The sequence below is a fragment of the Promicromonospora soli genome (genome assembly GCF_014653785.1).
Lineage (GTDB): Bacteria > Actinomycetota > Actinomycetes > Actinomycetales > Cellulomonadaceae > Promicromonospora > Promicromonospora soli.
Genome location: NZ_BNAS01000002.1, coordinates 378,372 through 399,801, shown reverse-complemented (window position 1 = coordinate 399,801; position 21,430 = coordinate 378,372). Strand labels below are relative to the sequence as shown.

General features: G+C 72.1%; 18 protein-coding genes and 2 riboswitches. Of the genes, 8 read left to right on the top strand and 10 right to left on the bottom strand.

What is annotated here, in order from left to right:
- The first annotated feature begins 6 nt into the window (after positions 1–6).
- Both IE250_RS07605 and IE250_RS07600 read left to right on the top strand, forming a co-directional pair.
- On the top strand, positions 7–1,173 hold the full coding sequence (locus tag IE250_RS07605; protein WP_189668673.1) for a GNAT family N-acetyltransferase: 1,167 nt from the start codon (positions 7–9) through the stop codon (positions 1,171–1,173).
- A 280-nt stretch (positions 1,174–1,453) separates the two neighbouring features.
- Entirely contained in the window at positions 1,454–2,374 is a 921-nt protein-coding gene (locus tag IE250_RS07600) for a diguanylate cyclase (protein ID WP_189668672.1), read from the top strand.
- A 6-nt stretch (positions 2,375–2,380) separates the two neighbouring features.
- Here IE250_RS07600 and IE250_RS07595 read toward each other — a convergent pair whose 3' ends face one another.
- Entirely contained in the window at positions 2,381–2,671 is a 291-nt protein-coding gene (locus tag IE250_RS07595) for an Hpt domain-containing protein (protein ID WP_189668671.1), read from the bottom strand.
- Between the two features lie 111 nt (positions 2,672–2,782).
- Positions 2,783–3,583 (bottom strand): MBL fold metallo-hydrolase, encoded by an 801-nt coding sequence (locus tag IE250_RS07590; protein WP_189669144.1) that lies wholly within the window; start codon positions 3,581–3,583, stop codon positions 2,783–2,785.
- 124 nt (positions 3,584–3,707) lie between these two features.
- On the opposite strand from IE250_RS07590, the gene IE250_RS07585 reads away from it, so the two are divergent.
- On the top strand, positions 3,708–6,203 hold the full coding sequence (locus IE250_RS07585) for a glycoside hydrolase family 3 protein (protein ID WP_189668670.1): 2,496 nt from the start codon (positions 3,708–3,710) through the stop codon (positions 6,201–6,203).
- A 3-nt stretch (positions 6,204–6,206) separates the two neighbouring features.
- Here IE250_RS07585 and IE250_RS07580 read toward each other — a convergent pair whose 3' ends face one another.
- Complete coding sequence (locus tag IE250_RS07580) at positions 6,207–7,472, bottom strand: O-succinylhomoserine sulfhydrylase (protein ID WP_189668669.1); 1,266 nt, start codon at positions 7,470–7,472, stop codon at positions 6,207–6,209.
- Positions 7,469–7,918, bottom strand: a complete 450-nt coding sequence (locus IE250_RS07575; protein ID WP_189668668.1) for a rhodanese-like domain-containing protein — start codon at positions 7,916–7,918, stop codon at positions 7,469–7,471. Before IE250_RS07575 ends, IE250_RS07580 begins: the two co-directional genes overlap by 4 nt.
- A gap of 5 nt (positions 7,919–7,923) precedes the next feature.
- A riboswitch (SAM riboswitch) is annotated at positions 7,924–8,032 on the bottom strand.
- Between the two features lie 72 nt (positions 8,033–8,104).
- Between IE250_RS07575 and IE250_RS07570 the strand changes: the two genes are divergently transcribed.
- Together IE250_RS07570 and IE250_RS07565 are read left to right on the top strand one after the other, a co-directional pair.
- On the top strand, positions 8,105–8,893 hold the full coding sequence (locus IE250_RS07570; RefSeq protein ID WP_229872242.1) for a phosphotransferase: 789 nt from the start codon (positions 8,105–8,107) through the stop codon (positions 8,891–8,893).
- A gap of 44 nt (positions 8,894–8,937) precedes the next feature.
- A riboswitch (SAM riboswitch) is annotated at positions 8,938–9,052 on the top strand.
- Between the two features lie 31 nt (positions 9,053–9,083).
- The gene (locus IE250_RS07565) at positions 9,084–10,502 is read left to right on the top strand and encodes an aminotransferase class V-fold PLP-dependent enzyme (RefSeq protein ID WP_189668667.1); all 1,419 of its coding nucleotides are present in this window, start codon (positions 9,084–9,086) and stop codon (positions 10,500–10,502) included.
- Between the two features lie 6 nt (positions 10,503–10,508).
- On the opposite strand, the gene IE250_RS07560 is transcribed toward IE250_RS07565, so the two are convergent.
- Complete coding sequence (locus tag IE250_RS07560; protein ID WP_189668666.1) at positions 10,509–12,020, bottom strand: amidase; 1,512 nt, start codon at positions 12,018–12,020, stop codon at positions 10,509–10,511.
- Between the two features lie 37 nt (positions 12,021–12,057).
- Positions 12,058–12,957, bottom strand: a complete 900-nt coding sequence (locus IE250_RS07555; protein ID WP_189668665.1) for an LLM class flavin-dependent oxidoreductase — start codon at positions 12,955–12,957, stop codon at positions 12,058–12,060.
- 142 nt (positions 12,958–13,099) lie between these two features.
- Between IE250_RS07555 and IE250_RS07550 the strand changes: the two genes are divergently transcribed.
- Entirely contained in the window at positions 13,100–13,948 is an 849-nt protein-coding gene (locus IE250_RS07550; protein WP_189668664.1) for an alpha/beta hydrolase family protein, read from the top strand.
- Between the two features lie 89 nt (positions 13,949–14,037).
- Here IE250_RS07550 and IE250_RS07545 read toward each other — a convergent pair whose 3' ends face one another.
- From IE250_RS07545 to IE250_RS07535, 3 genes are all read right to left on the bottom strand, one after another.
- Positions 14,038–14,991: a MaoC family dehydratase gene (locus tag IE250_RS07545; RefSeq protein ID WP_229872241.1), complete on the bottom strand. Its 954-nt coding sequence runs from the start codon at positions 14,989–14,991 to the stop codon at positions 14,038–14,040.
- A complete protein-coding gene (locus IE250_RS07540) occupies positions 14,988–16,355 on the bottom strand; it encodes a 3-oxoacyl-ACP reductase (RefSeq protein ID WP_189668663.1) in 1,368 nt (455 codons plus the stop codon). The genes IE250_RS07545 and IE250_RS07540 overlap by 4 nt, the downstream gene beginning before the upstream one ends.
- Positions 16,356–16,473: 118 nt before the next feature.
- A complete protein-coding gene (locus IE250_RS07535; protein ID WP_189668662.1) occupies positions 16,474–17,802 on the bottom strand; it encodes an acetyl-CoA C-acetyltransferase in 1,329 nt (442 codons plus the stop codon).
- Positions 17,803–17,983: 181 nt separating this feature from the next.
- On the opposite strand from IE250_RS07535, the gene IE250_RS07530 reads away from it, so the two are divergent.
- Positions 17,984–18,718, top strand: coding sequence for a TetR/AcrR family transcriptional regulator (locus IE250_RS07530; RefSeq protein ID WP_189668661.1), 735 nt, complete (start codon positions 17,984–17,986; stop codon positions 18,716–18,718).
- Between the two features lie 84 nt (positions 18,719–18,802).
- Positions 18,803–20,920, top strand: coding sequence for an acyl-CoA dehydrogenase family protein (locus IE250_RS07525; protein WP_189668660.1), 2,118 nt, complete (start codon positions 18,803–18,805; stop codon positions 20,918–20,920).
- 98 nt (positions 20,921–21,018) lie between these two features.
- Here the strand turns inward: IE250_RS07525 and IE250_RS07520 are convergent, their stop codons facing one another.
- Positions 21,019–21,324 carry a hypothetical protein gene (locus IE250_RS07520; protein WP_189668659.1) on the bottom strand — a complete coding sequence of 102 codons (306 nt, stop codon included), beginning with the start codon at positions 21,322–21,324 and terminating at the stop codon, positions 21,019–21,021.
- Positions 21,325–21,430 lie beyond the last annotated feature (106 nt).

Sequence of the window (21,430 nt, the reverse complement as noted above, 5' to 3'; positions counted from 1 at the left end):
GCGTGCATGGCCGCTGAGGTTCTCGCGGGGACAAGCATCGAGACGGTCCGCTGGGACCATACCGACGCCGTCCGCCTCCGCGACGAGCAGCAGCGCGAGATCGACCTGCGGTACTCGGAGCCGGGGATGCCCTCGGCGGCCGGATCGGACGCCGCCCCGGGGGCGGACCCGCGCGATCGCGTGGATCCCTCGAACGTGTTCGCGACCCTGCTGCTGCGTGTCGACGGCGAGCCTGGCGGGCACGCCGCGATTCGCGACCTGTCGGGCCGCGACGACCACCAGGGCGGCCTGCACCCCGAGGGCACGGCCGAGGTCAAGCGTGTGTACGTGGCTCCTGCCTTCCGTGGCCGTGGCCTGTCCCGCACCCTGATGAACGCGGCCGAGGACGCGGCCCGCGCCGCTGGCGTGCGACACCTGATCCTGGAGAGCGGGCTCATGCAGCCCGAGTCGCTCGGGCTGTACCTGCGGCTGGGCTACGACCCGGTCGAACCGTTCGGCGTGTTCGCGGACGATCCCGGGTCGCGGTGCTTCGGCAAGTGGCTGCCGCCGCACTCCGGGCGCCACCCGGAGCAGGCTCCGGTGGTCGAGCCTGTCGGTACCCCGGCGCCCGGCCCCGAGGTCCGCGAGGTGCCCTGGGACGACCCCGACGCGGCAACGCTGCGGCGCGACATGTGGGCGTTCCTGCGGGAGCTTTACCCCGGTCTGGCGCGCGACGTCGCGGCGCGTGGCGGCCACGACGTCGTCGACGCCGAGAACGGGCGTGCCGCGCTCGTGACCTTCCTGGCGACGCTCGACGGGCGGCCGGTGGGCTGTGCGACGCTCGCGGCGGCCCAGGTCGGGCCTGCGCACCTCACGACGAACCCGCTGGACGGCATCACCGGCCTCCCCCCTCTGGGCGGCGACCTCAGCGCCGAAGACCCCGGCGGCTTCGAGGTCCGGAGCGTCTTCGTCGACCCGACTGCCCGGCGAGCGGGCGTGGCGACGGCCCTGGTGCGGCAGGTCGAGGACGCTGCCCGACGCCGGAGCGGGCTCGCGCTGTACCTCGCGACCGGCGTCCGGCAGCCGGAGGCGCTGCGGCTCTACGTGGGGCTCGGCTACCGGCCGGTGCTCCCGTTCCCGCCGCACGACGATCCCGAGAACGCGGTGCTCCTGCTCCTGGGCAAGGCGCTCTGAACCCCGGCTGTGTCTGGATGGCGGCCTTCACATCACCAGGCGCGGCGCTCTCTGTGATCCCGGTTCGCCAGACGGAAACGCTGTGGCGTGAGAGCTGCTGAGCTCGAATGAGGTGACATCAGTTGGCTCTTCTCTGGTCGCCGTGGTTGCGTGGACCTGCGCGGCAGGCGAAGGTTCGGCGCGGCGTGCCTTACTGGGCGGCCGAGGCCCTCGAGCTGCTCGACTCCCAGAGCGTGAAGGGTCACTCGATGACGACGATGGTTGCACTGGCAGGACCACGATGAGTGCCCGGACGGTCCTGATCGTGGACGACGACGAGATGATCCGCGCCGTGGTCCGCGACGGCCTGGAGACCGAGGGCTACCGCGTGGTGGAGGCTGTGGACGGGCTGGACGCGGTCGAGCAGTGTCGTGCGGACCCGCCCGACCTGGTGCTGCTCGATGTGGAGATGCCTGGGCTGAACGGGTATCAGGTGTTGACCGAGCTGAAGGGCGACAGCGAGCTGCGGGACATCCCGGTCGTGTTCCTGACCTCCCGGAGCACGATGGACGATGTGGTGTCGGGGCTGCGCGGCGGTGCGCACGACTATCTCAAGAAGCCGTTCGAGGGAGCGGAGCTGCTGGCCCGTGTCGCTGCGGCGTCGCACGTCAAGGAGCTGCAGGACGAGCTCCAGGAGCGCAATGCCGCACTGGAGGAGCTCAGCCGTATCGACTCGCTGACCGGTCTGTACAACCGGCGGTATCTCGACCAGGAGCTGGCTCGCCGGCACAGCGACTCGCTCCGGCACGGGTATCCGCTGTCGGTGGTGCTGCTCGACGTCGACCACTTCAAGCTGGTCAACGACACGTACGGGCACTCGGCGGGTGACGAGGTGCTGCGTGCCTTCGCGGGCCGCTTGCACCGGGAGCTGCGTGCGGGGGACGTCGGCGGGCGCTGGGGCGGGGAGGAGTTCCTTCTCATCCTGCCGCGCACCGATCTGGAGGGCGCTTTCGCGGTCGCGGAGCGGATCCGCTCGGCTACGGCCGCGGAGCCAGTGCGTGCGGACGGGCAGAGCATCACCGTCACCGTCAGCGGCGGCTGCGCGCTCGGCCCCTTCGGATCCTATGAGGCCATGGTCAAGCTCGCCGACGCCCGTCTCTACCAGGCGAAGCTGGCCGGCCGGAACCAGATCGCCCCCGCCGGCACGCCCCCGACCGGCTAGGGACCGTCATGCGAGGCAGGCGCGAATCCTGTCCAGCAGCTGGGGGACGTTCGGGTCGCCTCGAGGGTCGCCCTGTGCGTCCTCGAGGTGTGATCTGAGCATCTGTTCGAGCTGGGCCGCGGCCAGGGAGCCGTCCGGGCGTCCGTAGGTGCCGAAAACTCCGGCGAGCTTGTGGGCGTCGGTGAGCGCGGCTTGGTGGTCGAGCTCGCCGGCGTACCAGGCCTCGAGAGTCTGCACTCTCCGTGTCGTGGTGCCACGGAACCTCTCCCAGAGAGCCGCTATGCGTTCTTCGGTCATGACGGTTCCCCGGCCCAGGTAGCTGGCTGAAATGAAGGCCAACGAGTTGATCGGCCGAAAATTCATCCTGCCACGCATGGCGCGCTCTCGCTCGGAGCCCGGCATGGCTGACTACTCGTACCGCAGGTACTCCAGCTGCGCCCGCACCGACGAGCGCGCCGCGACCAGCACGGACGGGTCGACGTCGGTGTACACCGTGCCGGTCACCGCGTCCAGGAGTGAGCCAGGGAGCGGGACTCCGGCGTCGGGCAGCTCCGCCCCGAGGTTTGCGAGCGCAGAGCGCACCTGGTCGAGCCGCTCGAGGCGGTGCTCGCGGTACGCGCGCGCCACGGCGCCGAGGTCGGGGATGACAGGCCCGTGCCCGGGCAGTCCCTGCACGTCCAGCGATGCGAGCCGGTCCAGCGAGCCCAGGTAGTCGCGCAGCGAGCCGTCCGGCTCCGCCAGCACGGTGGTCCCGCGACCGAGCACGGTGTCGCCGGTGAGGACCGCGGACGACAAGCCGTCCGACACCGCGAAGCACACCGAGTCCGCGGTGTGCCCCGGCGTGGCCAGCACCTCGATGCGGAGGCCCGCGACGTCCAGGACCTCGCCGTCGACCAGCGGCCCGACGCCGGGGCCGGCGCCGATCGCGCCGCCCGCGCCGATCACGCCGCCAACGCAGAACTCCGGCAGCGCGCCCCGCGACGGGGCTCCCGTCAGCTCCCGGAACCGCGCCAGCCCGCCGGTGTGGTCACCGTGCCGGTGGGTCACGAGCACGAGGTCCACCGGACCCGCCCAGGCCAGCGCGGCCAGGTGCGGTTCCAGCTCGGGCCCTGGATCCACCACCACGCAGTTCGGCGAACCGGGGGCGCGCAGCACGTACGACCGGGTTCCGTCGAGCGTCATCGGGCCCGGGTTGTCAGCTCGCAGCATCCTCGCAAAGGGGGCGATGAGGTCCACATGATCACCCTAGCCAGTGGTCACCACGGGTTGTGCCCGGGCTAACTCCGGTGTGTGATCGGTAAATCACCTCCCGACGACGAGAGAGGACGCCCGGATGTCCGCCACCTCAGGCGCTGCGCAGCACCCCCGTGCCCGCAGGATCCCTGCACTCGTCGCCGCGGCAGCACTCGCCGCGCCCGCTCTGCTCGCGCCCACAGCCACTGTGCCCACAGCCGCCGCCGCGGCCGCCGCCGAGATCGTCGTCAGCGCAGGTCCCGTCGTCTTCGTGGACGACGGCGACACAGCAACCGTCACCCTCACCGTCCAGACGGCTGACGACACCGCGCTCGCCGAGCCCGTCAAGGTCGACTGGAGGACGGGTTCCGGCACGGCCACGGCCGACGCGGACTACGCGGCATCCTCCGGCACGCTCGCGTTCGCGGCGGGAACACCGTCCGGAGCCGAGCGCTCCCTCAAGATCCCGACCCGGGAGTCGGACGCCGGCGAGACGGCAGAGACCGTCCCCCTGAGTCTGGAGTCGCGAGACGCCCAGGTCTCCGGCAAGCCCACCGTCGTCGTGCGGGCGCACGACCTGCCGTACCTCGATGCGCGCCTGTCCACCGACAAGCGAGTCGCCGACCTCGTGAGCCGCATGACGCTCGCGGAGAAGGTCGGGCAGATGACCCAGGCGGAGCGCGGCAGCGTCACCGGCGACCCGGCGGTCATCACCGAGCTCGGGCTCGGCTCCGTCCTCAGCGGCGGCGGCTCCACGCCCGCCGAGAACACGCCCGGGGGCTGGGCCGACGCGATCGACGGCTTCCAGACGCAGGCGCTCGCGACCCGGCTGCAGATCCCGCTGATCTACGGCGTCGACTCCGTGCACGGGCACGGCAACCTGGACGGCGCCACGATCCTGCCGCACAACATCGGCCTCGGGGCGACGCGTGACCCGCTGCTCGTGGCCAGGGCGGAGCGCATGGTCGCCACCGAGACGCGGGCTACCGGCATCCCGTGGACGTTCGCCCCCTGCGTGTGCGTGGTGCGCGACGACCGCTGGGGCCGCACCTACGAGTCCTTCGGCGAGCACCCCGCGCTGGCAACCGTGCTCGGCACGTCCGCCGTCCTCGGGTTCCAGGGCAAGCGCCTGGACAGCAGCAGGTCCGTCCTGGCGACGGCCAAGCACTTCGTGGCCGACGGCGACACCGCCTACGGCACGGGTGAGGGCGAGTACACGATCGACCAGGGCATCACAGAGCAGAGCCGCGACCACGTCGAGGCCGTGGACCTACCGCCCTACATGGCCGCGGTCGCGGCCGGCGTCGGCTCGGTCATGCCGAGCTTCTCCAGCATCGACTGGACCGACGACGGCCTCGGCAACCCCGTGAAGATGCACGCCAACAAGGCGCTGCTGACGGGCTGGCTCAAGGACGACCAGGGGTTCGACGGCTTCGTGATCAGCGACTGGCAGGGCATCCACCAGATCCCGCCGTTCGCCGGGGACTCGCCCACCACCGAGCAGATCGGGACCGGCGTGAACGCGGGCATCGACATGTTCATGGAGCCGTCGCAGTTCGAGCGGTTCCACACGAGGCTGGTCGCGGCGGTGCAGGACGGCGAGGTCTCCGAGAAGCGCATCAACGACGCCGTGTCGCGGATCCTCGCAGCCAAGTTCGAGCTGGGGCTGTTCGAGGAGCCGTTCGCCGACCGGTCGCACGCCGATCAGATCGGCTCCGCCGAGCACCGGGCGATCGCCCGCAAGGCCGTCGCCAAGTCGCAGGTGCTGCTGAAGAACGACGGCGGCGCGCTGCCGCTGGACTCGGGCGAGAGCGTGTACGTCGCGGGCCGCAACGCCGACGACCTGGGCAACCAGGCCGGCGGCTGGACAGGCACCTGGCAGGGCTTCTCGGGCGAGGTCACCGAGGGCACCACGATCCTCGAGGGCATCCGGGCGGCAGCCGACGACGTCACGTTCAGCGAGGACGCCTCCGCGCCGACCGGCGGGGCCGACGTCGGCGTCGTCGTCGTGGGCGAGACCCCGTACGCCGAGGGATTCGGCGACGTCGGCGGGCCCGAATGGGCCTGGGACCCGGCCGACGGCGGGGTCTCCCGCGAGGAGAAGTCGATGTCGCTGCAGCCCGGCGACGTCGAGGTCGTGGAGAAGGTCTGCGCCGAGATCGAGACCTGCGTTGTCCTGGTCGTTTCCGGGCGACCCCAGGTGCTCACCGAGCAGCTCGGGTCGATCGACGCGCTCGTCGCGTCGTGGCTCCCGGGCACCGAGGGCGCCGGCGTCGCGGACGTGCTGTTCGGCGAGCGGCGGTTCACGGGCCGGCTGCCGGTCTCGTGGCCGCGGTCCGCGGACGACCCGGTCGTGAACGTCGGCGACCAGGACTACGACCCGCTGTTCCCGTTCGGGTGGGGCCTGACGACGGGCGGCCGCACGCCGCACCTCGACGAGCACCGCACCCAGCTGCAGGACGCGGTGCTCGACCCGGTGAACGGCGTGCCGCCGGCGGCGTCGGAGGCGATAGCGACGTCGGACGTCGCGCTGCTGGAGGGGCGCAAGGGTCTGGCGCACCGCCTGCTGGTCGACGCGAGGTCGGGCCTGGAGTGAGCTCTACTGCGTGGAGGCGAGGGCCTGTTCGACGTCCTCGATGATGTCCCGGGTGTCCTCGAGGCCCACCGAGAGGCGGACCGTCGTCTCCGTGATGCCGACGGCGGTCCGGCCGGCGGCACCGAGCTTGCGGTGCGTCGTCGTCGCGGGGTGCGTGATGAGGGACTTCGCGTCGCCGAGGTTGTTCGAGATGTCGATCACCTGCAGGGCGTCGAGGAACGCGAACGTCTGCTTCTTCGCAGTCTCTGTGTCGGCCCCCTCGGGGACCGCCAGGTCGAAGGTCACGATGGTGCCGCCGCCGCTCATCTGGGCCTTTGCCAGGTCGACCTGCGGGTGGGAGTCGAGGAACGGATACCGCACGGCGCCCACCGCGGGGAGCGCCTCCAGGGCGTTCGCCACGGCGAGCGCGTTGGCGCCCTGTGCCGCGAGGCGCACCGGCAGCGTCTCCAGCCCCTTGATCAGGGTCCACGCGTTGAACGGCGACAGCGACGGCCCGGTGTTGCGGATGAACGTCTGCACGGGTCCGGTCACGTACTCGGCGGTACCGAGGATCGCGCCGCCCAGCACGCGCCCCTGCCCGTCGATGTGCTTGGTCGCCGAGTAGACGACGACGTCCGCGCCCAGCTCCAGCGGCTTCTGGAGCAGCGGGGTGGCGAACACGTTGTCGAGCACCACCGTCGCCCCGGCGGCGTGCGCGAGGTCCACGACGCCGCGCACGTCCACGATGTCCTGCATCGGGTTCGACGGTGTCTCGAAGAACACCACGTCGGCCGGCGTCGAGAGCGCTTCCTCCCACTGGGACAGCACGTGCCCGTCCACGTAGTCGGTGCGCACTCCCCACTTCTTGAAGATCTCCTCGAAGATCACGACGCTGGACCCGAAGAGGGCCCTGGCTGCCACGATCCGTGACCCCGACTTCACGAGCGCGGCCAGCGCGGTGAAGATCGCCGACATCCCGGTCGCGGTCGCGTAGCAGGCCTCGGCTCCCTCCAGCAGGCGCAGCCGCTCCTCGAAGGTGTGCACCGTCGGGTTGCCGTAGCGCGAGTAGACGAACCGGTCGACGTCGCCCGAGAACGCGGCCTCTGCCTCGGCCGCCGTGTCGTAGACGTAGCCCTGGGTGAGGAACAGCGCCTCGCTCGTCTCCTGGAACTCCGTACGCTGGTGGCCGCCGCGCAAGGCGAGCGTCGCGGGCCGGACGCTGCGGGGGAGCGGCTTGCGACCTGATCCGCCTGGGTTGGCATCGGGCGGGAACGCGCCGGTGACGGTCACTTGGCGTCCTCCGTCCAGGGCAGCCCGGCGACCTTCCAGCCCTTCTGGTCGCGGACGCCGTCGGCGCCGGGCGCGCCCTCGAAGCCCTCAAGCACGTTGTACGACGGCGCGATTCCCGCCGCCGTGGCGAGGCGCGCCGCGCCGATCGAGCGCTGGCCCGAACGGCACAGGAACACGACGGGGCCGCCGGTGACACCGGCCGCCTTGAGCTCCTCCAGGAACTGCGTGTTGGGGCGGCCGCCGGCCTGCACCCACTCGCTGAATACGGGCTCCTTCTCGAGCGACGTCGTGTCGGGGACGCCGATCGCGCGCCACTCGCCCTCGGTCCGGACGTCCACGAGGGTGGCGGCCGGGTCAGCGGCGAGCAGGTCCCAGGCCTGCTGGGGCGTGATGTCGCCGGCGTAGCCGTCGGCGGGGCGGGCTTCGATGTGCGCGGGGACGCTCATGTGTTCCTCCATCGGTCGTGGCGGTAGCACCCTCGTCCGTTCTCACCGTAAGGTGGGAACGCTGGGTTGCTGCGGCGTCGTCGTGCCACGTCACTCGGCCGCTCGGGATGGTCGTTTGCGATCGTACGACACCCCGTCCGGTGGGTGGGATGCTGTCTCGCAGGCCGGGCACGTTAGGGTCCCGGTGTGGATGAGGCTGCGGACGTGGAGCAGGAGCTGACCGGCGGAAACACCACCGCCGTCGTGCGGGTCGGCAACACCGTGCACCGCGAGGCGGGCCCATGGACACCCACGATCCAGCGGCTTCTCGCCCATGTCCGGTCCGCCGGCATGACGGAGGTGCCCGAGCCGCTCGGCCTCGACAGCCAGGGCCGGGAGGTCGTCTCGTTCTTGCCCGGCGACGTGCCCGGTTGGCCCGCCCCGGAGTGGCTCTGGTCGGAGCGCGTCCTTGCCGACGCCGGCCGCCTGCTGCGGCGCTTCCACGACGCCACGGCCGGATTCGACCTGTCCGACGCCGAATGGCGTCTCCCGGCGACCGAACCCGTCGAGGTGATCTGCCACAACGACGCGGCGCCCTACAACATGGTGTTCCGCGACGGCCGGCTCGTCGGCCTCATCGACGTCGACACCGCCTCGCCGGGCCCTCGGATCCTTGACCTCGCGTATCTCGCCTACCGGATCGCGCCGCTGTCGGGCGACGCGTTCGCGGGGGCGTCGTACGGCGTCGGGCGCCTGGATCCCATGGCACGGCTCGACACCCTGACCAGGGCGTACGGGCTGTCGTTCTCACGTACGGACGTGTTCGGCGCGATGGTGGACAAGCTGCGCGACCTGGCCGCCTGGTCCGCGGCCCGGGCCGACAGCGGCGGCCCGGCCGAGCTGCGGGAGCATGCCGCCATGTACCGCGCGGACGCCGCCCGCATCGATGGCCTCATGACGCCCGCACAACGACCGGATCGTGAGACCAATATCTGAGACACGCGTTGACAGAGCTTTTGCCGCACCACAGGATGACGTCAGGTCATGAGCGCCAGCGCCAAGCCCCGGCTCGCTGGCCGGCAACCCTCCCTCCGCGGTGGGGTGCCCCGGGTGACGACCTGGCCGCGCGCAGCCCGCGCGCGGCAAGCGCGGGGGAACCTCCCCCAGGACTTTGCTGGAGGACGCCATGTCTGCAACCACCCTCACCCGTGACGCCGCGGTGACCGACGTCGCACCGCTCCGCCCTGTGGTCGGCGGCGGGACGCTCGTCCCGCTCGTGGACGGCACCCGGGTCTCGTACGCGAACCTCGACGTCGCGGCGTCGGCCCCGGCCCTGCAGGCCGTCGCCGACCGCGTCACCCAGGTGCTCCCCCTGTACGCCAGCGTGCACCGCGGCGCGGGCTACCTCTCCCAGGTGAGCACGGCGCTCTACGAGACCGCCCGCCGCACCATCGGCGCATTCGTCGGCGCCCGCGAGGACGACCTCACGCTCATCACGCGGAACACCACCGACTCGCTGAACCTGCTCGCCGGGTGCGTACCCGCGCAGCCCGACGGCGAGCCGGGCCGCGTGCTCGTGCTCGACGTCGAGCACCACGCGAACCTGCTGCCCTGGCAGCGCGGCACCGACGCGACCGTGCTGACCGGCGGCTCCACCGTGGCCGAGACGCTCGCCCAGATCCGCGAGGAGCTGGCCGACGCCGCCGCGGGCCGGCCGTTCGCCCTCCTCGCCCTCACCGGCGCCTCCAACGTGACCGGGGAGTCGCTCCCGGTCGGGGAGATCGTCGCGATCGCCCACGAGTTCGGCGCGCGGGTGTTGCTCGACGGCGCCCAGCTCGTCCCGCACCGCCGGATCTCGCTGGAGTCGACCGGCGTGGACTACCTCGCCTTCTCCGGGCACAAGACCTACGCTCCGTTCGGCGCGGGCGCCCTGGTGGGCCGCCGCGACTGGCTCGACGCCGGCACGCCCTACCTCGCCGGCGGCGGCGCGGTGCGGCGCGTGCGGGTGGCCGGCACCGACTGGCACGAGGGCCCCGCCCGGCACGAGGCCGGCTCGCCGAACGTGATCGGCGCCGTGGCGCTGGCGGCGGCGTGCGAGGAGCTGGCGGCGCTCGACCCGGCCGACGTCGTGGCCCACGAGAATGCGCTCCGCCGTCGGCTCGTGTCGGGGCTCGAGGCGATCGACCGCGTCGAGGTCGTGCGCGTGTGGGCCGACGCCGTCGACCCCGTTGGCGTCGTGACCTTCACCGTGACCGGCTACGACCCCGGCCTCGTGGCCGCCTACCTGTCCGCCGAGCACGGCATCGGCGTGCGGGACGGCCGCTTCTGCGCCCACCCGCTGCTCGGCCGCCTCGGTTTCGACGCCGGGGCGGTGCGCGCCTCGGTCGGCGTCGGCACTGCGGGCGAAGAGGTCGAGCGCCTGATCGCCGCCGTCGGCCGCCTGGTGGCGGAAGGCCCCCAGGCCGGGTACGACGTCGTCGACGGGCTCTGGGTGGTGACCGACGACCCGCGTCCCGTTCCCGAGGGCTCCGGCCTCGCGGGTCTCCTGTCGACCGCGGCCCTGGGCTTCGACGAGGACTTCGGCTGCCTCCCGGACGAGGTCTGACGCGCGTCAGAGAGGGAACGCGCGCGGGCGGGGCAGGGTCGCCTCAAGCTGGGCGGCCAGAGCCAGCAGCGTGAGCTCACCGCCCGGGCGGCCGATGATCTGCACTCCCATAGGCAGCCCGGCGGGCGCCTCGGAAGTCGGGGCGGTCCAGTGCGTCGGCACGGTGATCGCGGGCAGCCCGGAGACGTTGAGCATCGACGTGAACGGCGTGTACTGACACTGCTGCTCGAAGTTCCGCTCCGGGTTCTCTGCGTCGTACCAGCCGATGGGCCGGGGCGTCAGCGCGAGGGCGGGCGTCACGACGGCGTCGTATGCACTGACCTGCGCGACCAGCGACCGCTCGTACCCGGTGAGCGTGCGCACGGCCTCGGCGAGCCGGCGCGCGGGCACCTCGCGGCCTGCCCGGATCAGCCACTGCGTCAGCGGCTCCAGCTTCGCGAGCGTCAGCGGATCGTCGATCGGCACCGCCGACGCGCCGCCCATCCACAGGGTCCGGAACGCGGGGGCGTACTCAGGGGCCAAGTCCAGGGCCATCTCGTCCAACTCGTGCCCGAAACCGGCCAGTGCGCGCATGCCGGCGTCCAACCCGGCCCGGGCCTCACGCGACACGGTGATGTCGTAGAACCCGTCCCACGCGGACGAGGTGGTCACCCCGATCCGAGCGCCGCCGCCGCTGAGCCCGGCTCCCGTTCCGGTGGTGGAGGTGGGTAACGTGGCATGTTGCGCGGCCGCGAGATATGCCCCCGCCGGGTGCGACGGCGCGCGCAGCGTGTACGGGTGCGCGACGCCGCCCCCGGCCCGCCTCGGGAGCATCCCTTCGAGCAGGAGGGCGGCGTCGGCAACGGTGCGCGCGATCGGCCCGTTCACGACCAGCCCGCCCAGCGAGTCGATGCCGCTGCCCGCCGGCAGCAGGCCGCGCGTCGGCTTGAGGCCGACGACGCCGCAGGCGGCCGCGGGGATACGGATCGAGCCGCCGCCGTCGGACCCAGGGGCGAACGGCAGCATGCCCGCCGCCACCGCCGCGGCGGCCCCGCCGCTGGACCCGCCCGCGCCGCGGGTCAGGTCCCACGGGGTGCGCGCGGGCGGGGCGCCCACCGGCTCGGTGTAGGCGGGGAAGCCCAGCTCGGGCGCGGCGGTCTTGCCGAGGCTGACGATGCCTGCGGCGTCGAGCACCTCCACGATCTCATCGCTCACCTCGGCCGGCGGCAGTCCCGTGAAGGCGCGCGAACCGAAGCCCGTCGGCACGCCCGCGCGGTTCCACAGGTCCTTGTCCCCGGTAGGCATGCCCCACAGGCTGCCGGGCGGCGTGTCCTCGCCCGGGCCGTGGCCGCCGGACTCCTGGAGCGCCGCCGCCCGTTTCCGGGCGAGCTCGGGGGTAACGGTGGCGAAGGCCCCGACCGTCGGGTTCAGCCGTTCCACCCGGGCGAGGAAGTGTTCGGTGACCTCGGCGGGCGTGAGCTCCCCGGCGGCGAGGAGGTCGCGGAGCTCAACGGCGGTCCGCTCGTGGAGGGCATCCATCCGGACAGGCTATGCGTTCGGCCGCAGGCGGCGGGCGCTACGAGTCCTTGCCCAGCAGCTCGTTGGCCTCGCCCAGCACCGCGACGAGCCGCTCGAAGTCCGGGTCGTCGTCCGTCGCGTAGACCGCCACCGTGTCCGCGCCGGCCGCCCCGAACCGCCGCACGCCGTCGGCCAGCGCCTGGGCGTCGCCCCACACCGCGTAGCCGGCCAGCTGCTCGTCGTCGGCCACGTCCGAGCCCGCTCCGTTGACCTCCGCGCGCAGGCGCTCGGTGGCGCCGGGCCCGGTCCCACCGGACACGAACTGGATCACCGGGAAGCCGTCGAGCCCATCCTTGCCGGCCGCTGCCCGGCCCTCGGCGATCCGCTCGAGCGTTGCCGGCAGCCCGGGCAGGCCCACGGACCCCTCGAGCACAACGCCGGCGCCCACCTCCCCTGCGACGCGCAGCGACTTCGGCCCGGTCGCGGCGACCGGCACCGGCACGGGCCGGGCGGGCGGCCAGTCCAGTGCGACGTCGTCCAGGGACACGTACTTGCCCGACGTCGTCACTCGCTCCCCGGCGAGCAGCGCGCTCAGTGCTGTCGCGTACTCGCGCATGAGGGTCAGCGGCGACGCCGCCTTGGCCCCCACCTGCGACATCCACGACTGGACGCCGTGCCCGATCCCGGGGATCAGCCGGCCCGGGAACATCCCGTCGACCGTCGCCACCTCCATGGCGGTGAGCGCCACGTTCCGCAGCGGCGTCGGCATGACGCCGATCCCCACGCGTGCACGCTCCGTGGCGGCAAGGATCGCGCTCGCGGCGGAGATCCCGCCCGACTGGAAGCAGTCCTCCCAGAGCCAGATCTCTTCGATGCCGGCGGCCTCGACGGCGCGGGCGAGCGGGATGAGACGGGACGGCGGGGTGGACGGTCGGATGATGCACGCCAGTGTGGTCATGGCCACACGCTGTCATGGAGCGACTTGTCAGATCCAGCCCTTACGTGCGGCGTGCCGGCCCAGCTGGAGCTACGTCACGCTTCGCCGGTTCGCGGTTGTCGCGACCCGCGCTGGACAGGGTTCGATTGGTAGCCTCCCGCACGTGATCACCGAGGACACGAGGTTCCCCGCCGAGGACGGCGAGCCGGTCGCCGGCCTCTGGTTCCTGCCGGACGGCGACGTCGTCGGCGTCGTGGCGATCGCGCCCGCGATGGCGATGCCCATGCGGTTCTACCGGCACACCGCGGCCTGGCTCGCGGAGCGGGGGTTCGCGGTGCTCACGTTCTCGTACCGCGGATCGGAGCCTGAGCTCTACGGCCCCATGCGGGACTCCGCCGCGACCGCCCTGGACTGGTACCACGACGCCGAGGCGGCCGCGGTCCACGCCCGCGATCGGGCCGACGCCGTCGGCGCCCCGCTCACCTGGCTCGGCCACTCGTTCGGCGGCCAGAGCCTGGGCTTCCTGTCCGACGTCGGCGTGGACCGGTGCGTCATGGTGGCCTCGGGGACCGGCTGGCGCGGCAAGGCCGCGCCGATGATCAAGACCTGGTCGCCGCTGCTGTGGCGAGTCATCGCGCCGGCCGCGGTCGCGGTGCTGGGCTACTACCCCGGCCGCTGGCTCCGGATCCTGGACGACCTGCCCGGCGGAGTCATGCGCCAGTGGGGCCGCTGGTGCCTGCACCCGGACTACCTGTTCAGCGAGCTCCCCGAGCTGCGGGACCGCTTCGCGAAGGTCGAGACGCCGGTCTCCGCCCTCTGGACCGCTGACGACGAGCTCATCACCCCCGATTCGATCCGGTACTGGAGCCGGGAGTTTCCGGGAACGGAGTTCGAGCTCGTCGAGATGCGGGCCGCCGACCACGGGCTGAGCCGCATCGGCCACTCAGGCTTCTTCCGTCCGAAGCGCGCGATCCTCTGGGAGAGGCTCCTCCTCCCCCGCCTAGCCCGCTGACCCCCGACGCGCTTGGTTGTGGGCGCGATCGTTGCGCCTAAAGCGGACGTGTAGTCGCAACGATCGCGCCCACAACCACGCGCATCCCGTCAGACGGGTCGGACGGTGCCGCCGAAGTGGCGGGTGTTCTTGCCGGACCTCCAGCCGTCGTACACGTACCCGGAGGCCGGGCCGGACCCGCCTGCCGAGCCCGTCGGGTCCACATCAGCCACGTTTCGGATCGAGACGTCCACGGTCCCCGGCAGCAGCACCGGCTTGAAGAACTCGACGGTCCACTCGTACGTCTCGCCGCGCCGCGCCGGACCGACCTCGGCCAGCGCACGCGCCGCGACGTACATCCCGTGCGCGATCGCCCGCGGGAATCCGAACGCCCTGGCGCCCAGCTTCGAGGTGTGGATCGGGTTCTGGTCACCCGACACCGCGCCGTATGCCCGCCCGGTTCCGCCGCCGAGCTTCCAGCGCGCGGTCGGCAGCGGCGGCGCCCACTCCTCGCGCGGGGACTCGTCGGCCGAAGCCGCGCCGTCCGGCGCCGTGAAGCCCTTGGCGAGGTACGTCGAGACGCCCCGGTAGGCGAGGTCGCCGTCCACGAGGACCTCCGCGACCAGGTCCACCTGGACGCCCCGCCGGTGCGCGCGGGCGTCCTGTGCCCAGGCCCGGACCTCGAGCGTCTCGCCCAGCCGCACCGGCCGGAGCACGCGCGCCACGTTCCTCAGGTGCACGAGGCCGAGCAGCGGCAGCGGGAAGTCGCCACGCACCATCACGGCCGTGGCCAGCGGAAACGCCAGCACGTGCAGGAACCCGGCGGGCAGCACGTCGGACGACGGCTCACCCACCAGGCGCAGGTACGCCGCCAGGTGCGCCGCCTCGGCCGTGGTGTCCACGCCTACGACGCGGTAGGTCACCTCGGGCAGCCGGACCGCGTCCTTCGGACGCTTGCCGACGGACCCGGCCACGCCCTTTGCAAACAGCCCGCCCAGCTTCGGCAGCCGGGCCAGCTCGCTCACGCCGTACGACGCCGGCGCGCCCGTTCGTCCCACTGTCACTTGCCCAACATCGACTGGCCGCACACCCGCAGCACCTGACCGTTCACGCCGACGGCCACCGGCGACGCGAGGAACGCGATGGCCTCGGCGACGTCGAGCGGAAGGCCGCCCTGCTGGAGCGACGGGATGATGCGGCGCCCCACCTCCCGCGTGGCGAACGGGATCGACCGGGTCATCTCGGTCTCGATGAAGCCCGGCGCGACCGCGTTCGCGGTGCCGCCGCGCTGCGCCACGAGCGGCGCGGTGGCGGCCGTGTGGCCGATCACGCCGGACTTCGAGTACGCGTAGTTGGTCTGGCCCTTGTTGCCCGCGATGCCCGACGTCGAGGCGAGCGACACGATGCGCAACCCGTCGACCCCGGCGGCCAGCAGCTGCTCGTTGATGCGCAGCTGCGAGGCGAGGTTCACCGCGATGACGGCGTCCCACTGCGCGGGCTTCATGTTCGCGAGCAGCTTGTCGCGCAGGATGCCCGCGTTGTGCACCAGGATGTCGATCCCGCCGAGGTGCTTGGTGGCTTCCAGGATCTTGGTGCCGGCGTCGGCGGCGGTCACGTCGAGCTGCAGGGCGGTGCCCCTGATCTCGTTCGCGACGGCGGCCAGCGACTCGCCTGCTGCGGGCACGTCCACGACGATCACCTTGGCGCCGTCGCGGGCCAGCGTGCGTGCGATCGCCGCGCCGATACCGCGCGCGGCACCGGTGACGACGGCGACCTTGCCGGCCAGCGGCTGCTTCCAGTCGACGTCGGCCTGCGCGTCCGACGGGCCGACGGGCAGCACCTGGCCGTCGACGTACGCCGACTTGGCGGACAGGAAGAATCGCAGCGCGCCGAGGGCGGAGGTCGAGTCGACGGCCGCCCCGCCGGTCAGCTGCACGCCGTTCGCCGTCGCGCCGCCCCGCAGCTCCTTGCCGACCGAGCGCGTGAAGCCCTCGAAGCCGGCCCGGGTCGCGGCGAGCGTCGGCGAGTCGCCGGCCTCGGGCGCACGGGACACGACGACGACGCGGCCGTTGCCGGCGAGCTTGCGCAGCGTGCCGCCCAGGGCGAGTACCGCCTCAGAGACGGCCTCCGGGGACTCGGCTGCCGTGCCCACGAGCACGACGCCGCCCCAGCGGAGATCGTCGCCGCCGTCGGCCGAGCGGCGTACGTCGACATCCCAGGACACGAGGGCCTTGGCGATCGCGTCGGCGTCGGCGGCCGAGGCGTCGTCGGAGACCACGAGCACCGGGCCCACGGTGAGCGGGGCGTCGGGGGCGTAGCGGCGCAGGATCGCCGGGCGCGGGAGGCCCAGCTTCTTCGCGATCGTCTTGGTGAGACCGCGGTTCACGGCCACCGTGTACTTGTCTGTGGGAGCGGACTTGTCAGCCACGATTTCCTTCCGGTTCTTGGAGAGAGGCTCAGGCCGTGTTGTCTGCCGCCTGAGCCCGTTGCTTCGCTGCGGGCGAGTGCCTCGTTCCTCGGCCCTCACTCTCCGCTGCGCGCTGGGCTCAGGCGGACTCGACGATCGCGACCGCACCCAGGCCACCGGCGGCGCAGACCGAGATCAGCGCCCGCGCCGGACGGCCGGTCTCGGCCGCCTTCGCGGCCACGAGCTTCGCGGCGGTGGCGATGATGCGGCCGCCGGTCGCGGCGAACGGGTGGCCCGCGGCGAGCGAGGAGCCGTTGACGTTGAGCTTGCTGCGGTCGATCTTGCCGAAGGCGCCGTCGAGGCCGAGCTCGGTGCGGCAGTACTCCTCGTCCTCCCACGCGGCCAACGTGGTCAGCACGGTGGAGGCGAAGGCCTCGTGGATCTCGAAGAAGTCGATGTCCTCCAGCGTGAGCCCGTTCCGGGCCAGCAGGCGCGGCACCGCAGCGGCGGGTGCCATGAGGAGCCCTTCGTGGCCGTGCACGAAGTCGACGGCCGCGGTCTCGGCGTCCACGAACTTCGCCAGGATCGGCAGGTCGCGCTCCTCGGCCCACTCGCGCGACGAGAAGAGGACGGTGGAGGCGCCGTCGGTCAGCGGCGTGGAGTTGCCGGCGGTCATCGTCGCCGCGCCTTCGAGCGAAGTGCCGAACACCGGCTTGAGCTTCGCGAGCTTCTCGAGCGAGGTGTCGGGGCGCAGGTTGTCGTCGCGGGTCAGGCCCTTGTACGGGGTGACCAGGTCGTCGAAGAAGCCGGACTCCCAGGCGCGGGCGAGGTTCTGGTGCGAGCTGTACGCGACCTCGTCCTGGTCCTCGCGGGTGATGCCCCACTTCGCCGTGGTGATTGCCTGGTGCTCGCCCATCGAGAGGTGGGTGCGCGGCTCGCCCGTGCTCGGGGAGACCGGCGCCAGCCACTTCGGGTGGCTCAGCACGGGAAGCAGCGCCTTGATCTTCGCGCCGGTCGTCTTGGCGTGGTTCGCGTCCAGGAGCGCGGCGCGCAGGCGGTCGCTGACGACGATCGGCGCGTCGGACACGGTGTCGGTGCCGCCTGCGATCGCGGACTCGATCTGGCCCAGCTTGATCTTGTTGGTCACCGCGATGGCGGCCTCGAGCCCGGTGGCGCAGGCCTGCTGCACGTCGTAGGCGGGGGTGGCGGGCGACAGGGAGGAGCCGAGCACGCTCTCGCGGATCAGGTTGAAGTTCTTGCTGTGCTTGAGCACGGCGCCGCCGGCGACCTCGCCCAGGCGCTCGCCCTGCAGGCCGAAACGGGCGACGAGGCCCTCCAGCGCCGCGGTGAACATGTCCTGGTTGCTGGTCCGGACGTACTTCTTGCCGGCGCGGGAGAACGGGATGCGGTTGCCGCCGATGATCACGGCTTCGCGCGTGGACGGGACGGGGGAGGGGGTAGTGGACACGTCGCTGTTCCTTCTCACTCATCGTCGGGCAGGGGCTTCTTGGTTCGAGCCTCGTCGAGACCGGGGCGGGCCGCGACCCGGTTCGCCCGGGATGGTGCCCAGGACTCACAGTACCTGATACTCTCAGTCTCGTGAGACGAATCACAAGATCTCTAGCGTGCCAAGGCGGGGAGGCGGACCGATGAGCATCGGAGTCGACGGTCGTTCGACGCGCTGGGACGACCACCGCACGGCCCGTCGGGCCGAGCTCGTCCGCGCGGCGCGCAAGGCGGTGCATCGCCTCGGACCTGCGGTCTCGATGGACGAGATCGCCGCCGCAGCGGGCACGTCGAAGTCCATCGTCTACCGGTACTTCGACGACAAGGCGGGCCTGCGGCTCGCCGTCGCCGAGACCGTCGTGATGCAGATGCACGACGCGCTGCGCGCCGCGGCGCAGCGCGCGGACAGCCCGGAGATGGCACTGCGCGAGATGGTGCGGGTCTACCTCGAGATGATCGAGCAGTCGCCCAACGTCTACTGGTTCGTCACCCGGACCGCGATCGGCGGCAACGAGCCGGCACCCGTCGAGAGCGGACGGCGCGGCCGTCGCCCCGCGGTCCCGGCCGACGACGCCGTGGCGCCCACCTCGCCCGGCGACCTGCACCCCCTGGGTGCCTACCTCGACTCGGTGATCGAGCTCGTCGCCGAGCCGTTCGCTCGGGCCACAGATGTCCCGCACGCCGACGCCGCAGCCTGGGCCGCCGGCGCCGTCGGCTTCGTGCGGGGCTCCGGCGAGTGGTGGCTCGGCCACCGCAACATCGACACGAAGCCGCTGACCCGCGAAGAGCTGACCGAACGCGTGACGCTCTGGCTCTGGACCGGCCCCGTGGGCGTGCTGCACCACGACCGCCCCGGCGCCGCACCCGCGACCGCCTGACCCCGACCCGTCCTCCCGACCACTCTTCGACCTACCCTCCGAAACCCTGTACCTGGCCCACCGGCCGAACACCGAGGAGAACCGATGACGACCACCTCCGAGCCCGTGACCACCGGCATCGCGCCCGAGGCCGTAGCACCCACGCCCGAGGCGACCAGTCCGGCGTCGGGCACCCGGGTGGACGTGCCCGCCCTGCGGCAGATGCTGCTCGGCCGCTGGCCCGAGGCGCGTTCCGAGGCCCGTCGCATGGTGGCCGAGCACCCCGAGCTCTGGAAGAAGGAGGGGATCACCAAGGAGGAGCACCGGGAGATCACCCTCGCCCAGATGAAGCAGATGGTGCCCTACGGCCACGTCCTGAGGGCCTTTCCGGAGCGCCTCGGTGGCCGCGGCGAGGCGGGTGCCAACCTGGTGGGCTTCGAGGAGCTCGTCGTCGCCGACCCGTCGCTGCAGATCAAGTCCGGCGTGCAGTGGGGCCTCTTCGCCTCGGCGATCCTCCACCTCGGCACGGAAGAGCAGCAGGACCGCCTGCTCCCCGGCGCGATGGACCTGTCGGTCCCCGGCGCCTTCGCGATGACCGAGACGGGTCACGGCTCCGACGTCGCCTCCATCGGCACCACGGCGACGTACGACCCGGAGACCGAGGAGTTCCTGCTCAACACTCCGTTCCGCGGCGCGTGGAAGCAGTACCTCGGCAACGCGGCCGCGCACGGCGTAGCGGCGACCGTGTTCGCACAGCTCATCACGAACGGCGTCGACCACGGTGTGCACTGCTTCTACGTGCCGATCCGCGACCCGCAGACCATGGAGTTCCTGCCCGGCGTCGGTGGCGAGGACGACGACCAGAAGGGCGGCCTCAACGGCATCGACAACGGCAAGCTGCACTTCACGAACGTGCGCGTGGCCCGTCGGGACCTGCTCGCCCGCTACGGCCAGGTGGCCGCGGACGGCACCTACACCTCCTCGATCGACAGCCCCGGCCGCCGCTTCTTCACGATGCTCGGCGCCCTGGTGCAGGGCCGCGTGTCCCTCGACGGCGCGGCGATCACCGCGGCGAAGCTCGGTCTCGCGATCGCCACGAAGTACGCCGACCAGCGTCGCCAGTTCTCGCCGTCGGCCGGTGCCGACGAGCTGACACTGCTCGACTACGCGACGCACCGCCGTCGCCTCTTCCCGCGCATCGCCGAGGCGTACGCGATGCATTTCGCGCACGATGAGCTGCTCGACCTGTTCGACGCGGTGTTCTCGGGCCGCGAGGACACCACCGCGATGCGCGAGGACCTCGAGACGACGGCGGCGGCGCTCAAGGCGACCTCCACCTGGTACTCGCTCGACACCCTGCAGGAGTGCCGAGAGGCCTGCGGCGGCGCCGGCTTCCTCTCCGAGAACCGCTTCACCAGCCTGCGCGCGGACCTCGACATCTACGCCACCTTCGAGGGCGACAACCACGTGCTGCTGCAGCTCGCGGCCAAGCGCCTCGTGGGCGACTACGGCAAGAAGATGGCGAGGGCGGCCAAGTCCCCGGCCGGTATGGCGGGCATCGTGGCCGGTCAGGCGAAGGACGCGCTGCTGCACAAGGTCCCGCTGAAGAGGCTCGGCCAGTCGATGGCCGACGGCGGCGGCGCGCGCTCGGCGGACCGCCTGCTGGACGCCGACCTGCAGCGGGCGCTGATCGCGGGCCGCTACGAGGGCATGGTCGCGGAGGTCGCGATGGGCATGCGGCCCGCGCTCAAGGCCGACTCGGTCAGGGCGCAGGAGATCTTCGACGACCACCAGGTGCGCCTCCTCGCGTCCGCGGAGGCATGGGCCGAGCTCGTGCGCTGGGACGCTTTCACGAAGGCCATCGGCAAGGTGTCCGACGCCGGTACCCGCAAGGTGCTGACCCTGCTCCGCGACATCTACGGACTGACCATCATCGAGCGCCACCTCGACTGGCACCTGGCCAACGGCCGCCTCTCGGCGGGGCGTGCCAAGGCCGTGACGTCGACGATCGACCGCCTGCTCAAGGAGCTCCGCCCGCACGTGCTCGACGTCATCGACGCCTGGGGCTTCACGCAGGAGCACCTGCGCGCCCCGATCGCCAACGGCTCGGAGAAGGTGCGCCAGGACGAGGCGCGCGCGTACTACCGGGAGCTGCGCGCGAGCGGCACGGCGCCGATCAGCGAGAAGGAGCTGCGCAAGCAGGAGGCCAGCACGCCGAGATAGAACCGCAGCGAGATAGAACTGCAGCGCGACGCGTCCCGTATCCCGGGAGACGTCGCGCTGCAGTTCTATCTCGCTACGGTTCTATCTCGGCGAGACGGTCACGCGGCGTCGGGTACTGCGGCGACGACCGGGACGGGGAAGTGTTGCACCGGAGCCGGGACGGGCTCGGTTGCGGACTCCTCGTCCTCGTTGTCGGCGGGGCGCGCGAGCGGGCCGCCGAGAGTGACCGGATCCCGCAGTACGGGCGCCGGCTCGGGTGTTGTTCGTATGACAGCGAAAGTGCCCGCCAGTCCGAGGAGGACGGCGAGCACCGTGAGCGGTATGTGCTGGTAAGCGAGCGTCAATCCGAGCAACGCGCCGCCACCTATTGCGACTATCGATCCAAGGACAATGACACGGGTCATCAGGAGCCTCCCTGCCGAGGTGTCGCCGAGGAGCAAAGTGCCTGACCCCAGGGGGAACTCCGTGCATGCCGAGCTCTTGCAGATGACGGCCGGGCGTCTGGGAGCG

Bases quoted from the DNA above. Each gene is read 5' to 3' on its own strand.
- IE250_RS07605 (WP_189668673.1), top strand. From the start codon at position 7: ATGGCCGCTGAGGTTCTCGCGGGGACAAGCATCGAGACGGTCCGCTGG.
- IE250_RS07600 (WP_189668672.1), top strand. From the start codon at position 1,454: ATGAGTGCCCGGACGGTCCTGATCGTGGACGACGACGAGATGATCCGC.
- IE250_RS07595 (WP_189668671.1), bottom strand. From the start codon at position 2,671: ATGACCGAAGAACGCATAGCGGCTCTCTGGGAGAGGTTCCGTGGCACC.
- IE250_RS07590 (WP_189669144.1), bottom strand. From the start codon at position 3,583: ATGCTGCGAGCTGACAACCCGGGCCCGATGACGCTCGACGGAACCCGG.
- IE250_RS07585 (WP_189668670.1), top strand. From the start codon at position 3,708: ATGTCCGCCACCTCAGGCGCTGCGCAGCACCCCCGTGCCCGCAGGATC.
- IE250_RS07575 (WP_189668668.1), bottom strand. From the start codon at position 7,918: ATGAGCGTCCCCGCGCACATCGAAGCCCGCCCCGCCGACGGCTACGCC.
- IE250_RS07565 (WP_189668667.1), top strand. From the start codon at position 9,084: ATGTCTGCAACCACCCTCACCCGTGACGCCGCGGTGACCGACGTCGCA.
- IE250_RS07560 (WP_189668666.1), bottom strand. From the start codon at position 12,020: ATGGATGCCCTCCACGAGCGGACCGCCGTTGAGCTCCGCGACCTCCTC.
- IE250_RS07555 (WP_189668665.1), bottom strand. From the start codon at position 12,957: ATGACCACACTGGCGTGCATCATCCGACCGTCCACCCCGCCGTCCCGT.
- IE250_RS07530 (WP_189668661.1), top strand. From the start codon at position 17,984: ATGAGCATCGGAGTCGACGGTCGTTCGACGCGCTGGGACGACCACCGC.
- IE250_RS07525 (WP_189668660.1), top strand. From the start codon at position 18,803: ATGACGACCACCTCCGAGCCCGTGACCACCGGCATCGCGCCCGAGGCC.
- IE250_RS07520 (WP_189668659.1), bottom strand. From the start codon at position 21,324: ATGACCCGTGTCATTGTCCTTGGATCGATAGTCGCAATAGGTGGCGGC.